Raw genomic sequence first — 15,881 nt, 5'->3', positions numbered from 1 at the left:
TTTATAAAATTTGCGTTTTTAAATGTCTTTCTGAAGAAAAATAATCCTAATTTTGATATTATTTATTCTAAATTACAACCCGCATTATTTAAATATTTTATGAGTATTCAGGAAACCATTCAAACCTTACGAAACGAACTTAATCAACATAATTACAATTATTATGTGTTAGACAATGCCACAATTTCTGATTACGATTTTGATATCAAACTAAAAGAACTGCAGGATTTAGAAAATAAACACCCGGAGTTTTTTGACGAAGATTCTCCAACACAGCGAGTAGGAGGAACAGTCACAAAAAACTTCAAAACCATTGCGCACCAATACCGCATGTATTCCCTTGATAATTCTTATTCTAAAGAAGATTTAATCGACTGGGAAAACAGAATCCAGCGCGTATTAGGAAATGTAGACCTGCAGTATACCTGTGAATTAAAATACGACGGAGCTTCCATAAGCATCTCTTACGAAAACGGAAAATTAGTTCAGGCCCTAACACGCGGCGATGGTTTTCAGGGAGACGAAGTAACCAATAATATTAAAACCATAAAATCAATTCCTATAAAATTAAAAGGAGATTATCCTGAAAAATTCGATATCCGAGGAGAAATTATTTTACCTTTTGCCGGTTTCGAAAAAATGAATCAGGAATTAATCGAAATAGGAGAAACCCCTTATTCAAACCCAAGAAATACAGCATCGGGAAGTTTAAAATTGCAAGACAGCGCTGAGGTTGCAAAACGTCCGCTGGAATGTTTATTGTATTTTGTAACCGGAAACAATTTACCCTTTAAAACACAATACGAAGGATTAGAATCAGCCAGAAAATGGGGATTCAAAGTTCCTAACGAAGCCAAGTTAGTCAATAACATGCAGGAAGTTTTTGACTTTATTGATTATTGGGATGTTCACCGTCATCAATTACCTTATGAAACAGATGGTGTAGTTATAAAAGTAAACAGCATACACTCTCAGGAAGAACTGGGATATACTGCAAAATCACCGCGTTGGGCCATTGCCTATAAATTCAAATCAGAGCAGGTTTCGACAAAATTAAAATCAATTTCCTATCAGGTTGGGCGTACAGGAGCTATTACTCCCGTTGCTAATCTGGAACCAGTGCAATTGGCAGGAACTATTGTAAAAAGAGCATCGCTGCATAATGCAGATCAAATAGAAAAACTGGATATTAGAATAAACGATACCGTTTTTGTGGAAAAAGGAGGCGAAATTATTCCTAAAATTATTGCCGTAGATTTAGAAAAACGTCCTGAAAATTCAGAACCAACGCAATATATTACACATTGTCCGGAATGTCAGACCGAATTAGTTAGAAATGCCGGAGAAGCCAATCATTACTGCCCAAATTTCTATGGCTGTCCGCCGCAGATTATTGGCAGAATTCAGCATTATATTTCAAGAAAAGCAATGGATATTGAAGGACTTGGCGGAGAAACCGTTGCCTTGCTTTTTAATAACGGATTAGTACACAATTATGCCGATTTATACGAATTGAAAGTCGAAGATATTCTTCCGTTAGAAAGAATGGCACAAAAATCAGCCGAAAATTTGGTAAAAGGCGTAGAAAAATCAAAAGAAATTCCGTTTGAAAGCGTTCTGTTTGCACTTGGAATTCGTTTTGTTGGAGAAACCGTTGCAAAAAAATTAGCAAAACATTATAAAAATATTGATGCACTGAGCCAGGCTTCTTTAATGGATTTAATTCTTGTAGATGAAATTGGAGAAAGAATTGCCAAAAGTGTAATAGAGTTTTTTGAAAACGAAGAAAATAAAATCATAATTGAACGATTAAAAAGTTATGGCGTTCAGTTTGAAATAGTAGAAAAAATTAACCCAAATGCTACCGAGAAATTTATTGGAAAAACTTTTGTAGTTTCAGGAGTTTTCAGCCAATTTTCAAGGGATGAATTAAAAAAAGCGATCGAAGACAACGGTGGAAAAGTAGGAAGTTCCATTTCTGCAAAAACCGACTTCGTAGTAGCGGGAGATAATATGGGACCAGCTAAACTAGATAAAGCAAGCAAATTAAATATTCCTATAATATCCGAAGAAGAATTTATAACTAAATTAAATGAAAGCGAATAAACCGTCTTTGATTTTATTTTTTTTATCACTGCTGTTTACAATTATTTTTGATTGGACCAAACAGGATTTTATGGCGATTTATGCCAAAGCAATAGTATTGCCTGCCATTTTTATTTATTTTTTAATCAGCAATGAATTTAAGATAAAGAAAACAGAAAGTCTAATATTTCTTTTTTGTTTTATAGGGCAGGTTTTTGACCTCATGGATGTTGAGGTTTCTGAGATGGGAAGCGTTATTAGTTTCTTGGTGGTTTATTCCCTAATAATGCTTCTTTTTGTCAGGGAACACGAAAGAATAAAACTCGTAAAAAAAGATATACTGCCTATTTCTATAGTAGTTGTTTTTATTGTGTACCTGCTTATCTCTGTACTCAGTATGAAATTTGACAATATGCAGAAATTTAATATTGTCTTTGTCGTTTACGGAATCATACTGAGTTTAATAAGCTATTTTTCGTTTGTAAGTTACATTACAAAAGGAACCTTGCTGACACTCTTAATGTCATTAATGTCAATAAGCTATATATTTTCAGATATATTTTACATCTTCAACCAGTACTTTTCTTATTCAGTAGTACTCGTTTTAATTCGTGACGTAACACAAATTCTGGCCTATTTTTTTATGGTAGAATATTTCCTCGAAAAAGCCAGAATTCAAAAAAGAAAAATTATACAATAATTGATCTCGCTTGGTTCGTGTGAGCTTTATCTTTATCAAAATAAAAATCAATTCGGCCTAAATTAATTCCGTAGCACCCAACCTGATTAACCAGTACATTTTCTCCGGCTTTATTTTTTACAATTGTAGGCTTGTCAAGAAAAGTATGCGTGTGGCCGCCAATAATCAAATCGATATCCTGCGTAAGCTCCGCTAATTTTAAATCAGAAATCTTATCTGCATCATCTTTATATTTATAGCCAAGATGCGAAAGACAGATAACCAAATCACATTTTTCCTGTTTCTTTAATAACTGCGTCATGTCTTGTGCGATTTCAACAGGATTGTTGTAAACCGTTTCTTTATACAATTGTTTGTCAACTAAACCCTGAAGTTCAATTCCTAAACCAAAAACACCAACCTTAATACCATTTTTATTGAAAATTTTATAAGGCTTAACCAAACCATTCATTACGGTATTTTTAAAATCATAATTAGAACAAATGAACTCAAAACTAGCATGAGGCATTTGAGCATACAAACCATCAAGACCATTATCAAAATCATGGTTGCCAATAGTTGACGCATCATATTTCATCATACTCATCAGCTTAAATTCAAGTTCGCCCCCATAATAATTAAAATAAGGCGTTCCCTGAAAAATATCTCCAGCGTCTAATAAAAGTACATTTGGATTTTCCTGGCGGATAGTTTCAATAAGTGCAGCACGACGAGACACACCGCCTTTATTTGGATTACGAGGATCATCAGCCGGAAACGGATCTATATGACTGTGAACATCATTAGTATGCAGAATAGTTAAGTGTTTAATATCGCTGGATTCAAAACTGCTCAAAGACAATCCTAAACTTAATAAGGCAGTACTTGCAGCGGTTTTTTCGATAAATTCTCTTCTTTTCATTTTGTATATTTTTTGCGGAAACGATATTTTTAATTGTTTAGCTTTTTGCCGCAGATTAAAAAGATTTACACAGATTTTTAATCTTTTTAATCCTTTAATCTGTGGCTGAATTTTTTACGCACATAGAAATTAATCTAACTATGAACTTGTTTTTTATTCTTCTGTAATTCTGATGTCTCTTGGAACCGGAATTGTGTCAACCTCTTTGAAATAATCAATTAAAACATTTCTCAGTTTATAATTCAAATCATATTTCTCAATGTTTTTTGCAAAGAAAGTCATGCTGTCGCCGCCATTTGCCAAATAATCATTTGTAGCAACATAATAGGTTTTATTCAAATCAAGAGGTTTTCCCTGAATCAGAATATTTTTTGCTGTATTGTCTTTTGCAATCGTAAAAGTCATTCCAGATAAAGGATGCGGTTTTTTCTCCTTAATAATATAAGCAGTCATTTCTAAAATCTGCTGGCCTTTTAAACCCAAAACAACCAAGTTGTTTTCAAACGGCATAATCTCAAAAGCAGTTCTTGTTGTAACATTTCCTTTTGGTAAAATAGCTCTAATACCACCGTGATTTAAAAAACACAAGTCGATATTTTTTTTCTCACGTGTATTAAAAACTTTATTTCCTCGTTCTATACAAACATCAGCAAGAAGGTTACCAATAGTAGTCTGCCATTTTCCTGTACTTTTGTCAAGCGTTTCAGGGCAATACGCCAAAACATTATCCAGATCCTTATTAATATGATCGCGATAAGGTTTAATAAAAGCTTCAATTTGAGGAGTTTCAGCTATTTTTTCTGTTACAGGAAGCTGTTTTCCTTCTATCTTCGTCAGGTTGTAATTCTTAGGACTGCAGGAAAATATTGAAAGTAGTGTTAAGAATATAACAAAAAGTTTTAAAAATCGGTTATACTTTTTTAGTTTTACCATTTTAAATGCGGCTTAAATAATTAATTTTGTAATTTGTAAAAGTACTATGTTTTTAAATTATATAAAGGAATTTTTTGTAAAAAAATCATTAAAAAATAACTTGAATATTGTCAAAAACGAAGTCTTTACAAGCAATATACAAACAATTGGTTTACTTGTAGATGAGAGTAAATTTCGTTATTCTAAGGAGTTAATACAAGAACTTGTTTCAAACGGAATTGCTCCGAAAAACATAAAAATTGTTGCGTACAGGCAGAAATTCAAAAAGAAAAAAATCTATTCTAAACCTACTTTTGGTAAAAAACACATCGATTGGAGAGGACAGATTACAGAAGTTTTTTTAGATGAATTTATAGATACAGAATTTGATCTTTTGATAAGTTATTATGATGTTGAAAGTGTTATTTTAATGATGATAACCAGTAAATCAAAAGCAAAATTTAAAGTAGGATTTTCGTCTGTCAATGCAAAATTGAACCGATGGATGATAGAAACTGCGATGGCAGAGTATAAACTTTTCATTTCTGAATTGTTTAAGTATTTAAAAAGTATAAAATAATATTATAAATTAAAATATGCAATCATTAATAGGAACTGGTGTTGCGCTTGTAACCCCATTTAAAAAAGACTTTTCAGTAGATATCGAAGCATTGCAGCGTATCGTTAACTTTTCTATAGACGGAGGAGTTGAATATCTTGTCGTTATGGGTACAACTGCAGAAAATGCAACCTTAACAGAAAGCGAAAAAGAGCTGGTTATTAACACCGTTATTGATGTTAATAAAGGAAGACTTCCTTTGGTTCTTGGAGTGGGAGGTAACAATACCATGCAGATTGTTGAGGAATTAAAAACAAGAGATTTTTCGGCATTCGAAGCCATACTTTCAGTTTCTCCTTATTATAATAAACCAACACAGGAAGGAATTTATCAGCATTTTAAAGCGATTGCTGAAGCTTCTCCAATTCCGGTGATTCTATATAACGTTCCGGGAAGAACTTCAAGCAATATGCTTCCTTCAACAGTAATTCGTTTAGCAAATGATTTTGATAATGTTGTTGCGATAAAAGAAGCAGCAGGAGATATGGCACAAGCTTTACAGCTTATTAAAAATGCACCAAAAGATTTTCTTATCATTTCTGGAGACGATATGATCGCTTTACCAATAGTTTTAGCCGGCGGTGCAGGTGTAATTTCGGTAATTGGACAAGGTTTTCCTAAAGAATTTACAGAAATGATTCGTTTAGGATTGAATAAAAAAGTAACAGAAGCCTTTAAAACACAATACTTTTTATCAGATTGTATCGATATGATTTTTGAGCAGGGAAATCCGGCAGGAATAAAACAAGTGTTTCAAGCCCTTGGTATTGCTGACAACACTGTTCGTTTACCATTAGTTTCAGTTGATGAATCTTTAGCAGAGAGACTAAATGACTTTGTAAAAAAGAGCATTAAATAATTGTTAAAGTGTTAGTATTTTAAGATACTAAAAAATTATTTTGCAGTCGCTAAATTAATAACTAAATTTGCCACCGAAACTTCGGTGTGGTTTTGCTTTGGCATAGTGTCGAAAGAAATCATAATAAAAGTAAGAAAATGAAAAAAATAGTATCTCTATTAATTGTTGTTGCCCTTTTTTGTTCTTGTAGTGAGTATCAAAAAGCATTAAAAAATGAAGATGTTGCAGCAAAATTTGAAGTAGCGACAAAAATGTATGATGCTGGTAAATATTCAAAAGCGATTCGTCTTTTTGAGCAATTGGCCCCTACATATAGAGGTAAGCCTCAGGCCGAAAAACTTTTTTATATGTTTTCGCAGTCTTACTATAAAACAAAACAATATTATTTAGCTGGTTATCAGTTTGAAAGTTTTGTTTCGGGTTATCCAAGAAGTGAAAAAGTACAGGAAGCAGCATTTTTAGGAGCTTTCAGTTATTCAAAATTAGCACCGGTTTACAGTTTAGATCAAGCTGATACTGTAAAAGCTTTAGATAAGTTACAAACATTTATCGATAATTATCCAAACTCAGAATACCTTGCTCAGGCAAACGAGGCAGTGAAAATTCTAAACGGAAAATTAGAGAAAAAAGCATACGAAAATGCTAAAGGATACAATACAATTTCAGATTATAAATCAGCTCTAGTAGCTTTTGATAATTTTATAGCTGATTTTCCAGGTACACCTTTTAAAGAAGACGCTTTGTTTTACAAATACGATTCAGCATATCAATTAGCAATAAACAGTATTCCTTCAAAAATGGAAGAGCGTCTAAAAGTAGCGCAGACAGCTTATGCTAATTTGATGAAATTTAAAAGCGATACAAAATACAAAGTGAAGGCAGATGAAATGAATGCCAGAGTTGAAACAGATTTACAAAAATTTACTAAATAAATAAAGTCATGGATTTAAAAAAGACGAATGCTCCTGTTAATACAATAACTTACAACAAAACAGTTATTGAAGAGCCAACAGGAAATGTGTATGAGGCAATTACCATTATGGCTAAAAGAGCAAACCAAATTAATTCTGAAATTAAAAAAGAATTAACTGAGAAATTAGAAGAGTTTGCTACTTATAATGACAGTCTTGAGGAAGTTTTTGAAAATAAAGAGCAAATTGAAGTTTCTAAATTTTACGAAAAATTACCAAAACCACACGCTTTAGCTGTTCAAGAATGGTTAGACGGTAAAACTTACCACAGAGGTTCAAACAAATAATATAGTATAATGTCAGTTTTAAACGGGAAAAAAGTTTTACTGGGTGTTTCTGGTGGAATTGCCGCGTATAAAACAGCCTCATTAGTACGACTTTTTATAAAAGCAGGTGCACATGTCCAAGTGATAATGACACCTGCTTCTAAGGATTTTGTAACGCCGCTTACGCTGTCGACCTTATCTAAAAATCCTGTACACTCCAGTTTCTTTAATGAAGACGATGCAGATGCTGTCTGGAATAACCACGTTGATTTAGCGCTTTGGGCCGACTTAATGCTGATTGCACCGGCTACAGCTAATACGTTGTCTAAAATGACAACTGGAAACTCCGACAATCTTTTAATTGCGGCTTACTTATCAGCTAAATGTCCTGTCTATTTTGCCCCGGCAATGGACTTGGATATGTACAAGCATCCCTCTACAATTTCTAGTTTTAATGCTTTAAAACAGTTTGGAAACATTATGATTCCGGCTGAAAATGGCGAATTGGCCAGTGGTTTGTCCGGAGAAGGACGAATGGCTGAGCCTGAGAATATTATAGCTTTTCTTGAAGCCGATTTAGAGAGTAAATTACCTTTAAGAGGAAAAAAAATACTAATTACTGCAGGTCCCACATACGAAGCAATAGATCCCGTACGTTTTATAGGAAATCATTCTTCAGGCAAAATGGGATTTGACATTGCGAATGAAGCGGCTAATCTGGGAGCAGAAGTTATTTTAGTTTCGGGGCCTACACATTTCAAAGTTAAAAATTCGTCTATTGAAGTTGTAAATGTAATTTCTGCACAAGAAATGTATGACGCATGTCATGTATATTTTAACGATGTTGACGCAGCAATTGCAGCAGCAGCTGTGGCAGATTACAAACCTAAAGAAGTTGCTTTACAGAAAATTAAGAAAAATTCTAATGAATTTTCTATAGAATTAGAAAAGACAAAAGATATTTTATCTTCTTTGGGAGCAATCAAAAAAAATCAGTTTTTAATTGGTTTTGCTTTAGAAACTGAAAATGAAATTGAAAATGCTAAGTTGAAAATTCAGAAAAAAAACTTAGATTTGATTGTTCTAAATTCTTTGCAGGACGAAGGGGCCGGTTTTAAAAAAGAAACCAATAAAGTAACATTTATTGATAAAGATTTTAAAATTGAGCCAATGGAATTAAAAGCAAAAGAATTTGTAGCAGAAGATATTTTGAAGAAAGTGATTTTACATTTTTCAAAATTGTAGAAGTTAATGATGTAGTCGCGGCAAGAAATAGAAAAACTATTTATGCTGATTAAAAAATAATATTTTATTTGTATGAAGAGGATAGTTACTTTTTTAGTGTTTTTGTTTTTTGGAATAACTCAGGCGCAGCAATTAAATTGTACCGTAACAGTGAATACGGAAAGGCTTCCTAATGCTAATCAGCAAGTATTTAAAACACTTCAGACTTCTATATCTGAGTTTGTTAATAAAACAGACTGGACAGGTGCTGTGCTAAAACAAAACGAAAGAATTAACTGTTCTATTTATATTACACTCTCATCAGGCGGTTCAGATCAATTTACAGGGACGATACAAGTACAATCTTCAAGATTGATCTTTAATTCTACCTATTCATCACCGGTTTTTAACTTTAACGATAAAGATTTCAATTTTAAATATACAGAATACGAACCATTATTGTTTAATCCGTCTGTTTACGAATCAAACTTAGTATCTGTACTTTCTTTCTACTGTTATGTAATTTTAGGTATGGATTCCGATACTTTTCAAATGGGGGCAGGAAATCAATGGCTTGAAACCGCGCAGAATATTGCAAACGTAGCGCAGCAGGGAGGATTTAAAGGCTGGACACAGTCTGACGGACTTAATAATCGTTACTATTTAATCAACGATATGCTTTCGCCGATGTTCAGCGATCTGCGTCAAACTAGTTTCTTGTATCACACAGGTTTAGATACAATGAGTGATGATTTAAAAGGAGCAAAAGAAAAAATAAAATCTTCGGTAATACTTATTGGGAAATTAAATTCAGTTAAACCCAATGCATTTTTAACGAGAGTATTTTTTGATGCAAAATCAGATGAAATAGTTTCTATATTTTCTGGAGGTCCCAGCATTCCTGTAACAGACCTAACCGATGTTCTAAATAAAGTTTCGCCATTAAACACAACCAAATGGTCTCAAATTAGGTTCTAAAACTTAATTTTTTATTTTCTTAACTAACCTTTATATTTATAAAAAACCTTTATGATAACTTCACTGTCGATTAAAAATTATGCACTTATTGAAAAACTTTCAATTGATTTTTCAAAAGGGTTTTCTATAATTACAGGAGAAACGGGTGCAGGTAAATCGATTATTTTAGGGGCAATTGGCCTTGTTTTAGGAAAAAGAGCAGATCTTACCTCATTAAAAAATAAAGAAGAAAAATGTGTCATCGAAGCACAGTTTGAAATCTCTAAATACAATTTAAAAGATTTCTTTGAGGCAAACGATCTCGATTATGAAGAGGAAACCATTATAAGACGCGAAATTCTGCCTTCAGGAAAATCACGTGCTTTTATTAATGACAGTCCCGTAAATCTTCAGGAATTACAAGATTTAAGTTTGTTTTTAATTGACATTCATTCGCAGCAGCAAACTCAGGAACTGTCTGACGAAAATGTTCAGTTTAAAATAATTGATGCCATTGCAAATAATTCAGATACGATTTTGTCTTACCAAAACGTATTAAAAGGTTATAAATCAGAAAAATCAAAACTGAATGCTTTGTTGAAAAAGCAAAGCGATTCAGGAAAAGAGCAGGAATACAATACCTTTTTATTAAATGAATTAGTTTCGGCTAAATTAAAAGCAGGCGAACAAGCAGAGCTAGAAGCCGATTTTGAGAAACTGAATAACGTTGAGATAATAAAAGAATCTCTTGATAAATCGCTTGTAATTGCAAACGAAGAACAATTTGGCGTATTTCATAGTTTAAATGAAATAAAAAACGCTTTACAGAAAATCGCACCATTTTCGGCAGAATATCAAAACGTATTAGAAAGAATAACAAGTATTTCAATTGAGTTTGATGATATTTCAAAAGAATTGCAAAACGCTTCTGAAAAGCTGTTAAACGATCCGGAGCAATTAGAATTGGTAAGTCAAAAATTGCAGTTGATTTTCAATTTACAAAAGAAACATCACGTAACATCTGTAGAAGAACTGCTTCAAATTCAGTCCGATTTAGGAAATACACTTCTTGAATTAGATAATATGGGTGATGAAATTGAAGAGCTTTCAAAATCAATCGAAGAAAAAGCCAATGAATTAGATACTCTGGCTAATACCATTCATGAAAATAGAATAAAAGCCATTCCGGTTTTATCCAATCAGTTAATTTCGATTTTAGAAACATTAGGAATGCCAAATGTTCGTTTTCAAATGGAATTGCTGCCATCAGAAACCTATTTCCAAAACGGAAAAGACGAATTGCAATTTTTGTTTTCAGCCAATAAAGGAACAGATTTCGGTTTACTGAAAAAAGTAGCTTCGGGAGGAGAAATGTCTCGTATTATGCTGGCAGTAAAAGCAATTTTAGCTCAATATTCAAAACTGCCTACTTTAATTTTTGATGAAATTGACACTGGAGTTTCAGGAGAAATTGCCATTAGAATGGGAGAGATCATGAAAGAAATGAGTACTAAAATGCAGATTTTTGCCATTACACATTTACCTCAAATTGCCGCAAAAGGTGATTCGCATTTCAAAGTTTCTAAAGCAACAATTGACGATGATACACAGTCAGAATTAAGGCTGTTGTCTCAGGATGAAAGAGTTATAGAAATTGCTCAAATGTTATCCGGAGCAGTCGTTTCTGATTCGGCTTTAAATCACGCCAAAGCCTTGTTGAACTAAAGAAATACTTTATATTTGTCATCGAAAAATAATTAAACAAACATAAATTAGTCCCTCAATTATTGTAAAGAATAAGTTGCTGATTTATGAGTAAATAGAAAAAGTATGATTATAGAACCTAGAATGAGAGGATTTATTTGTTTGACTGCCCACCCAAAGGGAGCTGAGCAAAATGTTAAAAATCAAATAGAATATATCAAATCAAAAGGTGCAATTGCCGGAGCAAAAAAAGTATTAGTTATTGGTGCTTCAACAGGTTTCGGATTAGCTTCAAGAATTACAAGTGCTTTCGGATCTGACGCTGCTACAATTGGAGTGTTTTTTGAAAAACCGCCAGTTGAAGGAAAAACAGCTTCTCCAGGATGGTATAATTCTGCAGCATTTGAAAAAGAAGCTCATAAAGCAGGTTTATATGCAAAAAGTATCAATGGAGATGCTTTTTCAAACGAAATAAAAAGAGAAACATTAGATTTAATTAAAGCTGATTTAGGACAAGTAGACCTTGTAATCTATAGTTTAGCTTCACCGGTACGTACAAATCCTAATACAGGAGTTTTACACCGTTCAGTTCTAAAGCCAATCGGACAAACTTTTACAAACAAAACAGTTGACTTTCATACAGGAAATGTAACCGAAGTTTCAATCGCTCCAGCAAACGAGGAAGATATTGAAAATACAGTTGCTGTAATGGGAGGTGAAGACTGGGCAATGTGGATAGATGCTTTAAAAAATGAAAATTTATTAGCAGACGGCGCTACAACAATTGCATATTCATACATTGGGCCAGAATTAACAGAAGCAGTTTACCGTAAAGGTACAATTGGTCGTGCAAAAGACCACTTAGAAGCTACTGCATTTACAATTACAGACAGTTTAAAATCTCTAGGAGGAAAAGCGTATGTATCTGTAAATAAAGCTTTAGTTACACAAGCAAGTTCTGCAATTCCGGTTATTCCGTTATATATCTCACTTTTATACAAAATTATGAAAGAAGAAGGTATTCACGAAGGATGTATCGAGCAGATTCAGCGTTTATTCCAAGATAGATTATACACAGGTTCTGAAGTTCCTGTAGATGAAAAAGGAAGAATTAGAATTGACGACTGGGAAATGCGTGAAGACGTTCAGGCAAAAGTCGCGGCGCTTTGGAAAGAAGCTACAACAGAAACGTTACCGGCTATTGGAGATTTAGCAGGTTACAGAAACGATTTCTTAAACTTATTCGGATTTGAATTTGAAGGAGTTGATTACAAAGCAGAAGCGGATGAAGTAGTTAACATCGACAGTATCAAATAAAAATATAAGTAATACCAGAAAAACCATCAACCAAAAGTTGGTGGTTTTTTTATGAATATAACCTATCTTTGCTGAAATTTTTAAAGTTTAAAATATTCCACTTAAAACCGCATTCCCGCTATGATTTTTTCTTTAATTATACCAGTGTATAATCGTCCAGATGAAGTTGATGAACTTTTAGAAAGCCTGACAAAATCGGACTACAATGAACCCTTTGAAATTGTTCTTGTTGAAGATGGGTCTTCTATACCTTGTAAAGATGTAGTGATGACGTACCAAGGAAAATTGAATATATCGTATTATTTTAAACCAAATTCCGGTCCGGGAGATTCAAGAAATTTTGGAATGCAGAAGGCGAGAGGGGATTATTTTATCATTTTTGATTCAGATTGTATCATTCCGCCAAACTATTTAACAGAAGTTCGTAAAGCTTTAAATGAGAAATACGTAGACTGTTTTGGAGGTCCTGATAGAGCGTTAAAAAGTTTTTCGAGCATTCAAAAAGCAATTAATTTTGCCATGACATCATTCCTTACAACGGGTGGGATTCGCGGCGGATCTGAAAAAATTAACAAGTTCCAGCCTCGCAGCTTTAATATGGGAATTTCGAAAAAAGCATTCGAAGCTTCAAAAGGATTTGGTAATATTCATCCGGGAGAAGATCCGGATTTATCCATTCGTTTATGGAATTTAGGATTCGAAACCAGACTGTTTTCAGAGGCTTTTGTGTATCATAAACGCAGAATTGACTGGGAAAAATTCTCTATTCAGGTAAAAAAGTTTGGAATCGCAAGACCAATATTAAACAGCTGGTATCCAGAACATAATAAGCTCACTTTTTTCTTTCCTACCGTATTTATCCTAGGATTATTGATAGCTTTTTTACTATTAATTTTTAATATTGACATTTTATTACAATTATATTTTGTATATTTCGTTATTATTTTTCTTACAGCAAGTATTCAGAATAGAAGCATCAAAATTGGGTATTTATCAGTAATTGCTGTTTGGAAACAATTTTACGGTTACGGAACAGGATTTTTGGAATCTTTTGTAAAAGTGATTTTATTAAAGAAAAAACCACAAGAAGCTTTTCCTCGTATGTTTTTTAAGATATAGTATGACAAAAATTATCGGCTTAACGGGCGGAATAGGAAGTGGTAAAACATCAATCGCAGCCTTTTTTAAAGAAATGGGCATTCCTGTTTACATTGCAGACGATGAGGCCAAAAAGGTAATGCAGTCAGCAGAAATTGTAAACGACATAAAAAATACTTTTGGAGAATCACTCTTTGAAAACAATATTTTGAATCGGGCAAAACTGGCTGAAATTGTATTTAATAACGCAGATGAATTAGCTAAATTAAATGCAATTGTACATCCGGCGGTTAAAAAAGATTTTCAATCCTGGCTTTCGCAGCATAAAAATGAAGAATTAGTAGTGTATGAAGCTGCAATTTTATTTGAAAGCGGGAAGTATAAAGAGTTTGATTATATAGTTACAGTAACCGCGCCGGAAGAAGTAAGAATTGAAAGAGTTATGAAGCGCGACAACACTACGCGGGAGCATGTTTTAAACAGAATGCAAATGCAGTGGAATGACGAAAAACGAATTTCTTTGAGCAATTTTGTTATTAATAACGCTAATCTTAAAATTGCTAGAGAAGAAGTTGTTAAAATTCTTAAAATTTTAAATATAAAACAAAAACAGTCTTAAATGTTAATATTTGGTTAATGTATTATTTAGTATATTGTTAAAATATTAATTTTGTTTCGATGAATAAATTATTTTTTAGAATACTTGTTTTATTGATGAGTCTGTCCTTGATAGGGATAATTCTGGTGCAGGTATTTTGGTTTAATTCTTCGTTTAAAAACAACGAAGAACAGTTTAAATACCACGTTACTCAAGTTATCGGAAACGTTGCAGACAAGCTCGAACAGCAGGAAGAATACAGTTTTTACGATAAATACAACCGAATAAAAGACAGTACGGGTAAAATTCCTAAAAAAGAAGATTTACTTCAGGTTTTTTATGTACAAAGAAATACAAAAACAAATAAAACAATTGTATACTCAAATACGTTAACTTCTGAAGATTACGATGTAAGCGGATCGCTTTTTAATAAAAAATTCAGCAGTGAACGATTTAAGAATTTCAGCTCTAAAAGAGTAACCGAAGTTTACAATAATAATAACGGAATCGATAATAATAGTTTAGGACAAAGTATCATTCCAGATCTTACAATTGAAAAATCAGGAAGCTTAGACATTTTAAATAAAGTTCAGCAGCAAATTCAGTATAAAGATATTGCATCATTAACTCCAATTGAAGGCAGAATTACTAAAGATAAGCTTTCAAAACTTTTAAAGAAAGAATTACAAGAGTACGGAGTTAAGACCAAGTTTGAATTTGGAATTTATAGCAGCGGTGTTCCAACTAAGATTAAATCAGATGGATTTCACTACGATAAAGAAGCAACATATAATATTCCGATATATACTGATAACGAAGGGAATAGCAGATATGAATTGTCAGTTACTTTTCCTCATAAAAAGAAATTTTTACTATCAGAGTTGTTAAGTATCACTATTCTGTCAATAGTTTTTACTTTAATTATAATAGTAGCTTATACAAGTGCGTTAAATCAATTATTGCGTCAGAAACATATTTCTGAAATCAAAACAGATTTTATTAATAATATGACGCATGAGTTTAAAACTCCAATTGCAACAATAAATTTAGCACTTGACGCAATTAGAAATCCTAAGATTATTGAAGATAAAGAAAAAGTTTTTCGATACCTTCAAATGATTAGAGATGAGAATAAAAGAATGCATGCACAGGTTGAAAATGTATTGCGAATTTCTAAATTAGAAAAAAGAGAACTCGATATTACAAAAGAACCTACTGTTGTTCATGAAATTATTGACGATGCAATTGAGCACGTTAATTTGATTTTAGAAGACAGAAAAGGAACAGTTGTAAAACATTATAATGCAGCGAGAACGACATGTTTAATTAATGAAGTTCACTTTACTAACGTTCTGGTAAATATTTTAGAGAACGCTATAAAATATACACCTGGCATTCCTGAAATTGAAATTTTTACAGAAAATGTAAAAGACATGATTCTGATAAAAGTGAAAGACAACGGATTAGGAATGAGTAAGATAGCTCAGAAACGAGTATTCGAGAAATTTTACAGAGAGCATACGGGAGACCTTCATAATGTAAAAGGACACGGTTTAGGTCTGGCGTATGTAAAAAGAATTGTCGAGGATCACAATGGACAAGTATATGTTGAAAGCGAAAAAGGAAAAGGTAGCACCTTTATAATAAAAATACCATTAATAAATTAAAAT

15 protein-coding genes are annotated in these 15,881 nt (G+C 32.7%); 13 read left to right on the top strand and 2 right to left on the bottom strand.

Annotated elements, in window-relative coordinates:
- Window positions 1–99 precede the first annotated feature (99 nt).
- Window positions 100–2,106, top strand: a complete 2,007-nt coding sequence (gene ligA, locus AC1RRQ_RS22100; protein ID WP_493025162.1) for an NAD-dependent DNA ligase LigA — start codon at window positions 100–102, stop codon at window positions 2,104–2,106.
- Window positions 2,093–2,785 (top strand): hypothetical protein, encoded by a 693-nt coding sequence (locus tag AC1RRQ_RS22095; protein ID WP_493025161.1) that lies wholly within the window; start codon window positions 2,093–2,095, stop codon window positions 2,783–2,785. Before ligA ends, AC1RRQ_RS22095 begins: the two co-directional genes overlap by 14 nt.
- Here the strand turns inward: AC1RRQ_RS22095 and AC1RRQ_RS22090 are convergent.
- Together AC1RRQ_RS22090 and AC1RRQ_RS22085 are read right to left on the bottom strand one after the other, a co-directional pair.
- Window positions 2,775–3,686 carry a bifunctional metallophosphatase/5'-nucleotidase gene (locus tag AC1RRQ_RS22090; RefSeq protein WP_493025160.1) on the bottom strand — a complete coding sequence of 304 codons (912 nt, stop codon included), beginning with the start codon at window positions 3,684–3,686 and terminating at the stop codon, window positions 2,775–2,777. The genes AC1RRQ_RS22095 and AC1RRQ_RS22090 overlap by 11 nt on opposite strands.
- A 153-nt stretch (window positions 3,687–3,839) precedes the next feature.
- Window positions 3,840–4,619 (bottom strand): 5'-nucleotidase C-terminal domain-containing protein, encoded by a 780-nt coding sequence (locus tag AC1RRQ_RS22085; protein WP_493025159.1) that lies wholly within the window; start codon window positions 4,617–4,619, stop codon window positions 3,840–3,842.
- Between the two features lie 46 nt (window positions 4,620–4,665).
- Here AC1RRQ_RS22085 and AC1RRQ_RS22080 point away from each other — a divergent pair, with 46 nt between their 5' ends.
- From AC1RRQ_RS22080 to AC1RRQ_RS22030, 11 genes are all read left to right on the top strand, one after another.
- Window positions 4,666–5,178 (top strand): DUF6913 domain-containing protein, encoded by a 513-nt coding sequence (locus AC1RRQ_RS22080; RefSeq protein WP_493025158.1) that lies wholly within the window; start codon window positions 4,666–4,668, stop codon window positions 5,176–5,178.
- A 16-nt stretch (window positions 5,179–5,194) separates the two neighbouring features.
- Window positions 5,195–6,076, top strand: coding sequence for a 4-hydroxy-tetrahydrodipicolinate synthase (gene dapA / locus AC1RRQ_RS22075; RefSeq protein ID WP_493025157.1), 882 nt, complete (start codon window positions 5,195–5,197; stop codon window positions 6,074–6,076).
- Window positions 6,077–6,213: 137 nt separating this feature from the next.
- Complete coding sequence (locus tag AC1RRQ_RS22070) at window positions 6,214–7,008, top strand: outer membrane protein assembly factor BamD (protein ID WP_493025156.1); 795 nt, start codon at window positions 6,214–6,216, stop codon at window positions 7,006–7,008.
- 8 nt (window positions 7,009–7,016) lie between these two features.
- Window positions 7,017–7,334 (top strand): DNA-directed RNA polymerase subunit omega, encoded by a 318-nt coding sequence (locus tag AC1RRQ_RS22065; RefSeq protein ID WP_007807938.1) that lies wholly within the window; start codon window positions 7,017–7,019, stop codon window positions 7,332–7,334.
- A gap of 9 nt (window positions 7,335–7,343) precedes the next feature.
- Window positions 7,344–8,558 carry a bifunctional phosphopantothenoylcysteine decarboxylase/phosphopantothenate--cysteine ligase CoaBC gene (coaBC, locus tag AC1RRQ_RS22060; protein WP_493025155.1) on the top strand — a complete coding sequence of 405 codons (1,215 nt, stop codon included), beginning with the start codon at window positions 7,344–7,346 and terminating at the stop codon, window positions 8,556–8,558.
- Between the two features lie 72 nt (window positions 8,559–8,630).
- A complete protein-coding gene (porD, locus tag AC1RRQ_RS22055; RefSeq protein ID WP_493025154.1) occupies window positions 8,631–9,515 on the top strand; it encodes a type IX secretion system protein PorD in 885 nt (294 codons plus the stop codon).
- A 51-nt stretch (window positions 9,516–9,566) separates the two neighbouring features.
- Window positions 9,567–11,219: a DNA repair protein RecN gene (gene recN, locus AC1RRQ_RS22050; protein ID WP_493025153.1), complete on the top strand. Its 1,653-nt coding sequence runs from the start codon at window positions 9,567–9,569 to the stop codon at window positions 11,217–11,219.
- A gap of 105 nt (window positions 11,220–11,324) precedes the next feature.
- On the top strand, window positions 11,325–12,515 hold the full coding sequence (gene fabV, locus AC1RRQ_RS22045) for an enoyl-ACP reductase FabV (protein WP_493025151.1): 1,191 nt from the start codon (window positions 11,325–11,327) through the stop codon (window positions 12,513–12,515).
- A 120-nt stretch (window positions 12,516–12,635) separates the two neighbouring features.
- Window positions 12,636–13,634: a glycosyltransferase family 2 protein gene (locus AC1RRQ_RS22040; RefSeq protein WP_493025150.1), complete on the top strand. Its 999-nt coding sequence runs from the start codon at window positions 12,636–12,638 to the stop codon at window positions 13,632–13,634.
- Window position 13,635: 1 nt separating this feature from the next.
- Complete coding sequence (coaE, locus tag AC1RRQ_RS22035; RefSeq protein ID WP_493025148.1) at window positions 13,636–14,232, top strand: dephospho-CoA kinase; 597 nt, start codon at window positions 13,636–13,638, stop codon at window positions 14,230–14,232.
- A gap of 59 nt (window positions 14,233–14,291) precedes the next feature.
- A complete protein-coding gene (locus AC1RRQ_RS22030) occupies window positions 14,292–15,878 on the top strand; it encodes a sensor histidine kinase (RefSeq protein WP_493025146.1) in 1,587 nt (528 codons plus the stop codon).
- Window positions 15,879–15,881: the final 3 nt, after the last annotated feature.

It is taken from the genome of Flavobacterium sp. GW821-FHT12A05 (genome assembly GCF_058807735.1).
The sequence above is the reverse complement of the archived record's forward strand: the minus strand, read 5'-3'. Positions and strand labels throughout refer to the sequence as shown.